Raw genomic sequence first — 11,762 nt, 5'->3', positions numbered from 1 at the left:
TCACTGGGTGGCGAGCCTCCTCATGATGTCGGCTGCGCGGGCGAGGGTGTCGCGTTCGTCCGGGGTCAGTGCGCGCAGCTGTTGGGTGATCCACGCGTCGCGTTTCCGGACGGTCTCGGTGACGGTGGTGTGGCCCGCTTCGGTGAGGGCGATGGTGACCTTCCGACGGTCGGTCGCGTCGGTCTCTCGGGTGACGTACCCGGCCTCTTCGAGGCAGTTGACGGTGCGGTTCATGGACGGTGCTGAGACGCGGTCGCGTTCGGCGAGGGCGCTGAGGGTGGCGGAACCCTGTTTGTAGAGTCCGCCGAGGACGGAGAACTGCGGATCGCTGAGGTCGTCGACGCTCTTCTCCCCGCGCAGTCGCCGGGCGAGCCGGAACGTCCCCATCCTGAGTTCGGATGCCGTCTCTTCTACGCTCGCTCGTCTCGCCACATTCCCTTAGCCTAGCAAATTAGCAACCCTAAGTAAACCCGCGAGGGGTCCCGAATGGCTGGTGTCGGAACTCATGACCCAGCCATTCGGGACCCTTCGCGAGCTGAGGGGAGGGCGGGTCAGAGCCAGCGGCGGGCGCGGAAGATGGCGTAGAGGGTTCCGGAGAGGGCCAGCATCGCCCCGATCGCGAGCGGATAGCCGAACTGCCAGGAGAGCTCCGGCATGTCCTCGAAGTTCATGCCGTACACGGTGCCGATGAGCGTCGGAGCGAACAGGATCGCCGCCCACGAGGAGATCCGCTTGATCTCCTCGTTCTGTGCGAGCGCGGTCTCGCTCATCCGCCGCGACTCCTCGTTCTGTGCCAGGCTCGCCTCCGACAGGCGTCGCATCTCCTCGTTCTGCTGCTGCGTCATGAGGGTGGCGTGCACCGTGAGGGCGTTGCGGAGCAGCAGCCGGAACGAGTCGACGCGCTCCGAGATCCGGAGCACGTGGTCGAGGACGTCGCGGAACCCGTTCCGCAGCTCCTCGTCGAGACCGTACTTGTCCGCCCCCTGCAGGAAGCTCTGCAGCATCGACCGCAGCGGCGTCGTGGCGCGCTGGAACGCGATCACCTGCCGCAGCAGTTCGTAGATGCGCCGCGAGACGTCCGCGGCATCGCCGAAGAGCTCGTCCTCGATCTCGTCGATGTCGTTCTCAAGGCCTGCGACCACCGGCCCGTAGCCGTCGACCACCTGGTCGAGCACCGCGTGCAGCACTGCGTCCGGGCCGAGGCAGAGGATGTCGGGTCGCGATTCGAGGCGCCGCCGCACCTCACCGAGGTCTGGCTTCTCCGCGTGGCGCACCGTCACCACGAAACCGGGGCCGACGAACAGGTGCACCTCGCCGAACTCGACCTCCTCCTCAGCGTCCAGGTAGCGTGCCGGGCGCAGGACGACGAAGAGCGTGTCGCCGTAGCGTTCCAACTTCGCGCGCTGATGGCCTTTGAGGGCGTCTTCGACGGCGAGCGGATGCAGGTCGAACTCCTGGGCGACCGAACGGATCTCCGACGGCTCGGGGCGGTAGAGGCCGATCCAGGCCATGCCCTGCTGTTCGTTCAGGAGCTCGTACGTCGCGTCGAGCGAGCGAGGGCTCGCCGAGCGTCGCCCGGTCACGTAGATGCCGTTGTCGATGAGTGCCATGAGGTCTCCGTCCATCGATCGACGGAACCGTGTGGCGGCCGCACGGGAGCAGACCGCGAACGGTCGACCCCGAGGGAGGTGGGAGCAAGGGCGCCGAGCACCGGTGGCGGCAGCGCCTACCGGGTGCGGGAGGCGAGGCGGCTGATCGGTGCGATGGCGCGGATACTGTCACCAGCCATGGCCGCTCACCTCGCTTCCGTCGAAACCTGCCGACCCGCCGTTCGGGCCTCGTTCACCGTACGCCTGGTCCCTGGGAACTGCAAACCCGTACGCGTCGGGATGATCATGCCGCTGACCGGCCTGATGTCTCCCGGACGGGGCGAAGCGGTGGAGCGCCGGAGGGCCTACGCTTCTGGCATGAGCGAGCAGCTTCCGGCCCAGCCCAGCACCCCACGACCGTACGAGACGGAGACGATCGTCGACGACGACGGCGTCACGATCTACCTCTACCTCTGGGAGGTCGAGAACCCGCGCGCCGTCGTGCACATCGCACACGGCGCCGGCGAGCACGCGCTCCGCTACCAGCGGCTCGCAGCGGCGCTCAACGACGCCGGGTACACGGTCGCCGCAGACGATCACCGCGGTCACGGACAGACGGGACTCAACCACCTCGGGCTCAGCAAGCTCGGGCCGCGCACCACCTGGGGTGCGATCGCCTCGGTCGCTGCCGTCGGCCGATACCTGCGCACCCGGTTCCCCGAGCCGCCCCTCGCGCTCCTCGGCCACAGTTGGGGCTCGCTCATGGCGCAGAAGGTCGTCGCGCAGCACGACCTCTACGAACTCCTCATCCTGTCGGGCACCTCCCTCGCCGTCCCCGGCGTCATCAACAGCGGTGACCTCAACAAGCGCTGGCGGGCCACCGGCAAGACCGGGCTCGAATGGTTGAACCGTGACCCGGCCGCCTGGGACGCGTTCGCCGCCGACGAGCTCAACTTCGACATCGGCGTGCAGCCCGTGTGGAATCCGATCCAGGCCTTCGCGTTCCTCGGACGCCCGCCCCGCCGTCTCCCTCGGCAGCTCCCCGTGCTCATCATCGGCGGTTCCGACGACTCCCTCGGGGGCGTGCGCGGCCTCACGAAACTGCGCGACGCGTACGTGAACCGCTCGAAGCTGACCGATGTGACGCTCATCATCTATCCGGAGGCCCGGCACGAGATCTTCAACGAGCTGAACCGCGACGAGGTCGAACGCGATGTCGTCGACTGGTTGAACGCGCGCACCTGAGCACGTTTCGCCGAGCGTGTCGAGGCGTAGAGATCTCCGCCGGAACCCGCTTCACTTCGAAAGGCTCACCGACCACAGGAGATGCCATGTCCTCGTCACTCCCCACCTATAGTCACCGACGCCGCAACGAAGCCTCGCGCATCGCACGATCGCTCGAGGGCGCGAGCACGGTGCCGTTCTGGCTCGACAGCCCGGACCGTCCAGCACCGGAGCCCGCTCTCGCCGGTGACACCACCGCCGACCTCCTCGTCGTCGGCGGGGGATACTCCGGTCTCTGGACCGCGCTCATCGCCAAGGAGGCGGACCCCGCGCGCGATGTCGTGCTCATCGAGGGCCGGGAGATCGGCTGGGCGGCGAGCGGTCGCAACGGCGGCTTCTTCGAAGCGAGCCTCACCCACGGTGAGGACAACGGCAGGCGACACTTCGCCGATGAGTTGGCCGAGCTGGACCGACTCGCGGATGAGAACTTCGACGAGTTCGTCGCCACGCTCGACCGCCACGGCATCGACGCCGAGTTCGAGCACACCGGTGCGCTGACGGTCGCGACGGAACCGCATCAGGTCGACGCGCTCCGCGAGGCGGCCGGCGACGCAGAGTTCCTCGATCGCGCCGCCGTGCAGGCCCTCGTCCACTCACCGGTGTTCCTCGCCGGCCTGCGGGAGAGGCACGGCACCGCGCTCGTCAACCCGGCGAAGCTCGCGTGGGGGCTCAAGCGGGTGTGCATCGAGCTCGGCGTCCGTGTCTTCGAGCACACGCCGGCGCTGTCGTTGCGACGTGACGGCGACGGCGTCGCCGTGCAGACGAAGGCCGGGCTGATTCTCGCGCGGCAGGTCGCCCTCGCCACCAACGGCTTCCCCTCGCTGCTGAAGCGCACGGAGCTGCTCACCATCCCGGTCTACGACTACGTGCTCATGACAGAGCCGTTGACCGCGGCACAGCTCGAGAGCATCGGGTGGGCGGAGCGGTTCGGCATCGCCGATTCCAGCCGGGAGTTCCACTACTCCCGACGAACCGCCGACGACCGCATCCTCTACGGCGGTTTCGACGCCGTCTACCACCGAGGCGGGAAGATCAGGAAGGCGTACGACCAGCGACGCGAGACGTTCGAGACGCTCGCCGACCACTTCTTCACCACGTATCCGCAGCTCGACGTCCGGTTCACGCACGCGTGGGGCGGCATGATCGACATGTGCTCGCGGCTGTCGGCGTTCCAGGGCGTCGCGATGGGTGGACGCGTCGCCTACAGCGCCGGCTTCACCGGTCTCGGCGTCGGGGCGACCCGTTTCGGTGCGAAGGTCATGCTCGACCTCCTGAGCGGTGAGTCGACCGAGCTCACCCGCCTGCGGATGGTCCGGTCGAAGCCCATCCCGATCCCGCCCGAGCCGATCGCGAACCCGGCGATCCAGATCATCCGCAAAGCCGTCGCCCGCTCCGACGCGAACGAGGGCCGCGACGGTCTGCTGCTCAAGGTGATGGACCGTTTCGGCGTCGGCTTCGACTCGTAGAGGGGCGGACGCTGCCAGGGCCGTGGACCTCGTTCCACGATCGGGGGAATCCGGACGCCGTCCAGGAATAGGCTGGGGGCATGCATGGTGAGTACAAGGTCCCGGGTGGCAAGCTCGTCGTCGTCGATCTCGAGGTGGTCGACGATCGGATCGCCGATTTCCGTCTCGCCGGCGACTTCTTCCTCGAACCGGACGACGCGCTGGGGATGATCGACCGCGCGGTCACCGGCCTTCCGGCCACCACCGACGCCGCAGGCCTCGCCGCCGCCATCCGTGGAGCACTGCCGGAGGGCGCCGTCCTGCTCGGATTCACCCCGGAGGCCGTCGCGACCGCCATCCGTCGCTCGCTCGCGAAGGCGACCGGCTGGGGCGATTACGACTGGCAGCTCATCCATGAGGGGTCCGTGTCACCGCAACTGCACCTCGCGCTCGACGAGGTCCTCACCAACGAGGTCGGTGAGGGGCGCCGCGGGCCGACACTCCGCATCTGGGAATGGGACCAGTCGGCCGTCGTCATCGGCAGCTTCCAGTCGCTGAAGAACGAAGTCGACCTCGAGAACGCCGCGGCGAACGGCTTCGAGGTCGTGCGTCGGGTGTCCGGTGGCGGCGCGATGATGATGCAGCGCGGCGGGATCATCACCTACTCGCTCTACGTGCCGGCAGAACTCGTGAACGGCATGACGTTCGCCGACTCCTACGCCTACCTCGACGACTGGGTGCTCGTCGCCCTGCGCTCACTCGGCATCGAGGCCACGTACCAGCCGCTCAACGACATCACGAGCCCGTCGGGCAAGATCGGTGGCGCCGCGCAGAAGCGTCTCGGCAACGGCGCCGTGCTCCACCACGTGACGATGAGCTACGACATGGATGGCGAACTCATGACCCGGGTGCTGCGCATCGGGCGTGAGAAGCTCAGCGACAAGGGGACGACCTCCGCCGCGAAGCGCGTCGACCCGCTCCGCAGCCAGACCGGCCTGTCGCGGGCGGAGATCATCGAGCGTATGAAGGACACCTTCACCGAGATCACCGGCGCCACCGAGGGCCATGTCACCGCAGAGGAGCGCGCCGCAGCCGAGTCCCTCGTGGCATCGAAGTTCGCCACTGAAGCCTGGCTCACCCGAGTCCCCTGACCCACAGCCCGCGAGGGGTCCCGAATGGCTGGCCTCGCTCGGTCGCGACCAGCCATTCGGGACCCTTCGCGGGCTAGGGTGGGTGGACCATGACGACGAACGAGACAGACAGCGCAGCACCTCAGGCCTCCCTGGAACACCGGATCGCCGAGGCGGTGAGCAGTTCGAGCGAGCAGCGCGTCGTCGAACGCTCCGTGTCCCTCCTCGCCGGCGGCTACGAGGGCGAGGACTTCCTCCGCGTCGTCGGCGGCCACCACGCCGAAGGCATCCTCGGCGGCGCCCCCGCGCTCTACTGGCCAGAACTCTGGGGAACGCGCGCGCTCCTCCACGTCTGGGACGACTCCGCGGCTCCCGCAGTCGTCGCAGCCCTCGGCAACCAGGCGTGGCGTGTCCGCGAGATGGCCGCGCGAGTCTGCGCCGAGCGCCACATCGGTGATGTCGCCTCCATCGTCCCGCTGCTGAACGACGAGCACGCGCGTGTCCGTTCCGCCGGTGCCCGGGCGCTCGCCGCGATCGGCGACGCGGACACGAAGCCGATCCTCGAACGACTGCTCACCGACCCCGACCGCGAGGTGCGCCGCACCGCCCAACAGTCGATGCGCGCACTCGCGGACCGGCTCGCCGGGCGCTGAGCACGGGCGTCGACAGCGCGTCTCTGCAGTCCGGGCGCCGTCCGACGACGAAGCCCGGGCAGTGCGCGACTCAGTGCGTGCCTGCCTCCAGCAGGAAGATCGCGACACCGAACACCGCGGTCGCGGCACCCCCGAGGAACCAGGCCCACCAGCGGTAGCCGCGCACGACGAACGCCGCGAAGCCCAGGACGAACAGGACGAGCGTCGAGACGCGGAGTGCACCGAGGACGGCCGTCTCCTGGTCGATCGCACCGGCGACACCGATGACCAGCGGGACGGTCGGCAGGACGACGGCGAGCAGCATGCCGGACGACTCCCGGAACCCGTGCCGCAACGACGTGCCGAGGGTCACCGTGTCCTCGTGCGAGTCGTCTCCGTGGTGAGCGAGCGCCGCGGCGTACACGTGCGCGAGCCAGAAGACGATGAGGGTGAGCAGGCTCGTGATGAGGACGTCCTCGACGTCATCGTCGTCATGGACGCTCGACGCCCCGATGAGCCCGGCGTACACGATTGTCCCGTAGATGGCGCTCGCGGTGGTCAGGCGGCGCAGGATCGAGGAGTTCGTCTGCATGATGACTCGAGGATAGCGGCGTCCGACGGCCGGGCAGCGACCGACCCGAACGGTCGCTGCCCGGCCCGCAACCGTGCCGACGGTCCCGCCGGTGACGGACCGCCCCCGCGGTCGGCCCCGGCACCCGGTCGGGCACGGTTGGTCTCAGGAGGGTTCCGAGCGCTCGCCTCGCTCGTACACCGAGGCGGCCGGACCGACGATCTTCGTGTCTGGCGTCCCGACCACCTCGTGGTCCTTGTTGTCGTAGTCGAAGCGGTGGAGCACGTGCCGCATCGCCTCGACCCGGGCGCGCTTCTTGTCGTTGCTCTTGACGATGGTCCACGGGGCGTCCGGCGTGTCGGTCGCCTCCAGCATCGCCTCCTTGGCGCGGGTGTAGTCGCCCCACTTGTCGAGGGAGGCGAGGTCCATCGGCGACAGCTTCCACTGGCGGACCGGGTCCACCTGGCGGATCGCGAAGCGGGTGCGCTGTTCATCGGCCGAGACGGAGAACCAGAACTTCACGAGCTCGATGCCGTCGCCGACGAGCATCTGCTCGAAGGCCGGCGCCTGGCGCATGAACTCGTCGTACTGCGCCGGTGTGCAGAAGCCCATCACGCGCTCGACACCCGCCCGGTTGTACCAGGAGCGGTCGAAGAGGACGATCTCACCGGCGGCCGGCAGATGCTGCACGTACCGCTGGAAGTACCACTGCGTCGACTCGCGTGCGCTGGGCTTCTCGAGCGCGACGACGCGGGCGCCACGCGGGTTGAGGTGCTCCGTGAACCGCTTGATCGTGCCGCCCTTGCCGGCGGCGTCACGGCCCTCGAAGACGACCACGAGCCGGCGGTCGTTCGCCTTGATCCAGTTCTGCAGCTTCAGTAGCTCGATCTGCAGCAGGCGCTTGTCGCTCTCGTACTGCTCTCGGGACATGCGCTCGGCGTACGGGTAGCCCTCGCGCCAGGTGTCGATGTGCTTCCCTGAGGCGTCGAGCAGGATGGGGTCGTCGTCGTCGACGTCGACCACCCGGTAGTCGTCCACCTGGTCGAGAGCGGGCGGCGGGGCGTAGTGCGACACGAGCTGCTGCATGGTCGCGACGCTAGCCGCCCGACGTAACCACCGGGTAGCCGTCGGGTGACGCGCAGGTGCACTGCCCTTTCTCAGGACGGTCGCGGCGCGTCGGCGCGCACCGGCCGGACACGCCGAGTCGCTCCTGAGACAGGGACGGCGGCGGCTACTCGGCTGTGCGCGTCAGCAGGTGCTGACGGTCCGGGTGCGCGTCGAACCATTCGCCGACGTACCAGCACATCGGGACGATACGGCGCCCACTGTGCTGCTCGACGTCGTCGACCGCGTACTCGACGAGCTCACCCGCGTACCCCTTGCCACGGAACGGCGGCGTCGTGAAGGTGCGGGGGAACGAGATCGAGTCTCCGGAGATGCGGTAGTCGACGACACTCACCAGCTGGCCGTCGACGTGCATCGTGTAGCGCTGGGCGTCGGTCTCGTTCGTGAACTCGGTGCTCATATCGGGAGACAACGTATCGCGTGCGCGGTTCCTTCCCTCGCTGCGAGAGGCCACCTGCGAGAATGGACGCATGCCCTCCTCCGCAGCAGCAGCCGAAGAACTGCCACTGCTGTGGACGCCGGAAGGCCCCGACCTCGTCCTCGAAGACGACAACCTGAACGTGCTCGCCCAACTGCCCGACGAGTCGTTCACGCTCATTTACCTGGACCCACCGTTCAACACCGGTCGGGTGCAGCGCCGACACTCGACGACCTCCGTGCGCACCGAGGAGACAGGGGTGGGGCGGTTCGCCGGGTTCAAGGGGCAGGCGTACGAGCGCATCCGCGGCGACCTCCGACGCTTCGACGACGCGTTCGACGACTACTGGGGGTTCCTCGAGCCGCGGCTCGTCGAGGCCTGGCGGGTGCTCGCCGCCGACGGCACCCTCTACCTGCACCTCGACTACCGCGAGGCGCACTACGCGAAAGTGCTCCTCGACGCCCTCTTCGGACGGGAGTGCTTCCTCAACGAGATCATCTGGGCATACGACTACGGCGCGAAGGCCCAGAGCCGTTGGCCGACGAAACACGACACGATCCTGGTCTACGTGAAGGACCCGAAGGGGTACCACTTCGACAACGAGACCGTCGACCGCGAACCGTACATGGCGCCCGGCCTCGTCACGGCGGAGAAGGCGGCGCGTGGCAAGCTGCCGACCGACGTCTGGTGGCACACGATCGTGTCGCCCACGGGCCGCGAGAAGACCGGCTACCCGACGCAGAAGCCCGAAGGCATCCTGCGCCGGATCGTGCAGGCGTCGTCGCGTGAGGGCGACTGGGTGCTCGACTTCTTCGCCGGCAGTGGCACCACGGGCGCGGTGGCACGGGCGCTCGGTCGTCGCTACGTCCTCGTCGACGAGAACCCGCAAGCGATCGCCGTGATCAACGCCCGCCTCTCCTAGCCCGCGAGGGGTCCCGAATGGCTGGCTCGGATGCCCGCGCGCCAACCATTCGGGACCCCTCGCGGGCTAGACGGAGGAACGGGAGACCAGGCGGGTGGGCATGATCGTCACCCGGTCGAACGGGTCGTCCGACAGACGCCGGACGAGGATCCTCGCCATCTCAGCACCGAGCTCGACCGGGGACTGCGCGATCGTCGTCAGCGGTGGGGCGGCCGTCTCGCCGTACAGGTCGTCGTCGTACCCGACCACCGCGATGTCGCCCGGGATCGTGAGGCCGGCATCTCGGATCGCCGTGTAGGCACCGGCGGCCATCTGGTCGTTCGCGGCGAACAGGCCGTCGATCGGCACCCCTCGGGCGAGCAGCCGGCGCATGGCCTCGGCGCCGTCGCCGGGGGAGAAGTCGCCGACCTCCACGAGGTCGTCCCTGAGTCCGGCGGCCGCGAGCTCGGCACGCCAACCGACGAGGCGGTCGACGCCACCGGGCATGTCCTGCCGCCCGGCGATCGTCGCGATGTGCGTGCGGCCGGCGTCGACGAGGCACCGGGTGGCGGTCCGGGCTCCAGCCACGTTGTCGACGTCGACGTAGGTGCTGTCGACCACGTCGGCTCCCATCGGTCGGCCGCCGAAGACGATCGGCAACTCCTGCCCGAGCTGGGTGTACGAGTGGTCGCCGCTGTGATGCGAGACGACGAGCGCTCCGTCGACGTTGCCGCCCAACAGATACCGGCGGGTCTTCTCGGGGTTCGTCTCCGAAGCGATGAGGAGGTTCAGCGTGTAGTCGGTCTGCGCGAGTTCGAGTGCGACGCCCTGCACGACCGAGGCGAAGAACGGGTCCGAGAAGACGCGGGCGGTCGACTCCGGGACGACGAGCGCGATGACCTGCGTGCGGCGCGATGCGAGCGAACGGGCTGCACGGTTCGGCACGTAGTCGAGGGCCGCGATGGCGTCCTGCACAGCTGCGACGACCTCTGCGGTGACCTTCGGCGAACCGTTGACCACACGCGACACCGTGGCGCGGGACACACCGGCGCGAGCGGCGACCATCTCGAGGGTGGGGGCTCCCTGACCGGACTGCATCATGAGTGGAGTGTATCGCCGCGGGCTGCCGGGGCCACTGGCTGATTCCGCACGTTCGCGGGGCGGTGGTCGCTGAGCGGTTCCCCCTCACCGACCGGGTCGAGATCCCTCCCGCGACGCAGCGATGCGCCTCGCGTATGCGAGTCCGGAGTCCTTGATCGTGCGCTCCTGGGTCTGGTAGTCGACGCGCACGATCCCGAACCGCTTGTCGTAGCCGTAGGCCCACTCGAAGTTGTCGAGGAGTGACCACACGAAGTAGCCGCGCACGTCGGCGCCGTCGGCGATGGCGAGTTCGACCTGGTCGATGTGGTCCTGGATGAACGCGTCGCGGTCGACGTCGTGGATCCGACCGTCCTCGGCGGCGACGTCGTCGTAGGCCGCACCGTTCTCGGTCACGTAGAGCGGCGGCAGGGTCGGGTACTCCCGACCGAGTCGTACGAGGAGCGTGCGGAGGCCGGCGGGGTGCACCTCCCAGTCCATCGCGGTGCGCGGCAGCTCACGGCTCGGGAAGGAGATCCCCGGTGACCCGAGCCATGGTGAACCGGCCTCGCGCTCGGTGGCGCCCGAGTGTCCTCCGTCGGCGCCCGAGTCGTCGGGATGCCCGGAGACGAGGTCGTCGTGGTAGTGGTTCACGCCGAGGAAGTCGATGGGTGCGGCGATGGTCGCCAGGTCGCCGTCGTGGACGAGGGTGTCGAGCCCGAGGCCGGCGAGGTCTTCGACGACGTCCGCCGGGTAGGCGCCGAGCACGATCGGTTCGAGGAACAGACGGTTCATGATGCCGTCGACGCGGCGGGCGGCATCGACGTCGGCCGGGTCTGCCGGGTTCGCCGGGATCGCGTTCGTGAGGTTCAGGGTGATGCCGATCTGCTGGGCGCCGAGCTCGCGGAGTCGTGTCGTGGCGAGCCCGTGCGCCAGGTGCTGGTGGTGCACCGCGGCGAGGGCCGCCGCTTCGTCACGCCGACCGGGCGCGTGCACTCCCACCGCGTATCCGAGCAGTGCGGAGCAGAAGGGTTCGTTGAACGTGGTCCAGTGCTGGACACGGTCGCCGAGGGCTGCGTAGGTGGTCTCGGCGTAGTCGACGAAGCGCAGTGCGGTGTCGCGGTTCGTCCATCCGCCGTGCTCTTCGAGGGCTTGCGGGAGGTCCCAGTGGTAGAGCGTGAGCCAGGGGAGGATGCCGGTCTCGAGCAGCTGGTCGACGAGGCGGCTGTAGAAGTCGAGGCCGGCTCGGTTGATGCTGCGGCCGTCCGGGGCGATGCGCGCCCAGCTGGTCGAGAACCGGTAGGCGTCGAGGCCGAGTTCGTTCATGATCGCGATGTCGGAGGTGGTGCGGTGGTAGTGGTCGACGGCGATCTCGAGGTCGTCGCCGTTCGCGATGGCTCCTGGGACCCGTGCGAATGCGTCCCAGATGGAGTCCCCCTTGCCGTCCTCGTGGGCGGCGCCCTCGACCTGGGCTGCGGCGGTCGCCGATCCCCACAGGAACGGCGGCAGCGCGAGGGTCGGGTGGTCGGCGTGGGGTGCATTCGTCATCGGAGGCTCCTCGAGGTCGGTCCCGCTCATGCTACCCGCTGC

Annotated in this window: 12 protein-coding genes; 5 read left to right on the top strand and 7 right to left on the bottom strand. The window is 68.8% G+C overall.

Annotation, left to right across the window (positions count from 1 at the left end):
- Positions 1–387 (bottom strand): MarR family winged helix-turn-helix transcriptional regulator, encoded by a 387-nt coding sequence (locus tag KXS11_RS09540; protein WP_437385329.1) that lies wholly within the window; start codon positions 385–387, stop codon positions 1–3.
- 164 nt (positions 388–551) lie between these two features.
- Positions 552–1,610 (bottom strand): magnesium and cobalt transport protein CorA, encoded by a 1,059-nt coding sequence (locus tag KXS11_RS09535; RefSeq protein ID WP_437385328.1) that lies wholly within the window; start codon positions 1,608–1,610, stop codon positions 552–554.
- Between the two features lie 357 nt (positions 1,611–1,967).
- On the opposite strand from KXS11_RS09535, the gene KXS11_RS09530 reads away from it, so the two are divergent.
- From KXS11_RS09530 to KXS11_RS09515, 4 genes are all read left to right on the top strand, one after another.
- Entirely contained in the window at positions 1,968–2,834 is an 867-nt protein-coding gene (locus KXS11_RS09530; protein ID WP_437385327.1) for an alpha/beta fold hydrolase, read from the top strand.
- A gap of 86 nt (positions 2,835–2,920) precedes the next feature.
- On the top strand, positions 2,921–4,339 hold the full coding sequence (locus tag KXS11_RS09525; RefSeq protein WP_437385326.1) for an NAD(P)/FAD-dependent oxidoreductase: 1,419 nt from the start codon (positions 2,921–2,923) through the stop codon (positions 4,337–4,339).
- Positions 4,340–4,419: 80 nt separating this feature from the next.
- Positions 4,420–5,469, top strand: a complete 1,050-nt coding sequence (locus KXS11_RS09520; protein ID WP_437385325.1) for a lipoate--protein ligase family protein — start codon at positions 4,420–4,422, stop codon at positions 5,467–5,469.
- Between the two features lie 89 nt (positions 5,470–5,558).
- On the top strand, positions 5,559–6,101 hold the full coding sequence (locus KXS11_RS09515; RefSeq protein WP_437385324.1) for a HEAT repeat domain-containing protein: 543 nt from the start codon (positions 5,559–5,561) through the stop codon (positions 6,099–6,101).
- A gap of 70 nt (positions 6,102–6,171) precedes the next feature.
- On the opposite strand, the gene KXS11_RS09510 is transcribed toward KXS11_RS09515, so the two are convergent.
- The 3 genes from KXS11_RS09510 to KXS11_RS09500 form a co-directional block, all read right to left on the bottom strand.
- Complete coding sequence (locus KXS11_RS09510) at positions 6,172–6,672, bottom strand: hypothetical protein (protein ID WP_437385323.1); 501 nt, start codon at positions 6,670–6,672, stop codon at positions 6,172–6,174.
- A gap of 144 nt (positions 6,673–6,816) precedes the next feature.
- Positions 6,817–7,737, bottom strand: a complete 921-nt coding sequence (gene ppk2, locus KXS11_RS09505) for a polyphosphate kinase 2 (protein ID WP_437385322.1) — start codon at positions 7,735–7,737, stop codon at positions 6,817–6,819.
- Positions 7,738–7,882: 145 nt separating this feature from the next.
- Positions 7,883–8,176 (bottom strand): GNAT family N-acetyltransferase, encoded by a 294-nt coding sequence (locus tag KXS11_RS09500; RefSeq protein WP_437385321.1) that lies wholly within the window; start codon positions 8,174–8,176, stop codon positions 7,883–7,885.
- A gap of 70 nt (positions 8,177–8,246) precedes the next feature.
- Between KXS11_RS09500 and KXS11_RS09495 the strand changes: the two genes are divergently transcribed.
- Positions 8,247–9,116 (top strand): DNA-methyltransferase, encoded by an 870-nt coding sequence (locus tag KXS11_RS09495; protein ID WP_437385320.1) that lies wholly within the window; start codon positions 8,247–8,249, stop codon positions 9,114–9,116.
- A 66-nt stretch (positions 9,117–9,182) separates the two neighbouring features.
- Here the strand turns inward: KXS11_RS09495 and KXS11_RS09490 are convergent, their stop codons facing one another.
- Together KXS11_RS09490 and KXS11_RS09485 are read right to left on the bottom strand one after the other, a co-directional pair.
- Complete coding sequence (locus tag KXS11_RS09490; protein WP_437385318.1) at positions 9,183–10,196, bottom strand: LacI family DNA-binding transcriptional regulator; 1,014 nt, start codon at positions 10,194–10,196, stop codon at positions 9,183–9,185.
- 84 nt (positions 10,197–10,280) lie between these two features.
- Positions 10,281–11,720: a GH1 family beta-glucosidase gene (locus KXS11_RS09485; protein ID WP_437385317.1), complete on the bottom strand. Its 1,440-nt coding sequence runs from the start codon at positions 11,718–11,720 to the stop codon at positions 10,281–10,283.
- Positions 11,721–11,762: the final 42 nt, after the last annotated feature.

The organism is Plantibacter flavus, assembly GCF_051487245.1.
Classification (GTDB): Bacteria; Actinomycetota; Actinomycetes; order Actinomycetales; family Microbacteriaceae; genus Plantibacter; species Plantibacter flavus_B.
The sequence above is the reverse complement of the archived record's forward strand: the minus strand, read 5'-3'. Positions and strand labels throughout refer to the sequence as shown.

Excerpts from the sequence above, each read along its gene's own strand:
- KXS11_RS09520 (WP_437385325.1), top strand. The coding sequence starts at position 4,420 with ATGCATGGTGAGTACAAGGTCCCGGGTGGCAAGCTCGTCGTCGTCGAT.
- KXS11_RS09515 (WP_437385324.1), top strand. The coding sequence starts at position 5,559 with ATGACGACGAACGAGACAGACAGCGCAGCACCTCAGGCCTCCCTGGAA.
- KXS11_RS09530 (WP_437385327.1), top strand. The coding sequence starts at position 1,968 with ATGAGCGAGCAGCTTCCGGCCCAGCCCAGCACCCCACGACCGTACGAG.
- KXS11_RS09500 (WP_437385321.1), bottom strand. The coding sequence starts at position 8,176 with ATGAGCACCGAGTTCACGAACGAGACCGACGCCCAGCGCTACACGATG.
- ppk2 (WP_437385322.1), bottom strand. The coding sequence starts at position 7,737 with ATGCAGCAGCTCGTGTCGCACTACGCCCCGCCGCCCGCTCTCGACCAG.
- KXS11_RS09535 (WP_437385328.1), bottom strand. The coding sequence starts at position 1,610 with ATGGCACTCATCGACAACGGCATCTACGTGACCGGGCGACGCTCGGCG.
- KXS11_RS09540 (WP_437385329.1), bottom strand. The coding sequence starts at position 387 with ATGGGGACGTTCCGGCTCGCCCGGCGACTGCGCGGGGAGAAGAGCGTC.
- KXS11_RS09485 (WP_437385317.1), bottom strand. The coding sequence starts at position 11,720 with ATGACGAATGCACCCCACGCCGACCACCCGACCCTCGCGCTGCCGCCG.
- KXS11_RS09490 (WP_437385318.1), bottom strand. The coding sequence starts at position 10,196 with ATGATGCAGTCCGGTCAGGGAGCCCCCACCCTCGAGATGGTCGCCGCT.
- KXS11_RS09510 (WP_437385323.1), bottom strand. The coding sequence starts at position 6,672 with ATGCAGACGAACTCCTCGATCCTGCGCCGCCTGACCACCGCGAGCGCC.
- KXS11_RS09495 (WP_437385320.1), top strand. The coding sequence starts at position 8,247 with ATGCCCTCCTCCGCAGCAGCAGCCGAAGAACTGCCACTGCTGTGGACG.
- KXS11_RS09525 (WP_437385326.1), top strand. The coding sequence starts at position 2,921 with ATGTCCTCGTCACTCCCCACCTATAGTCACCGACGCCGCAACGAAGCC.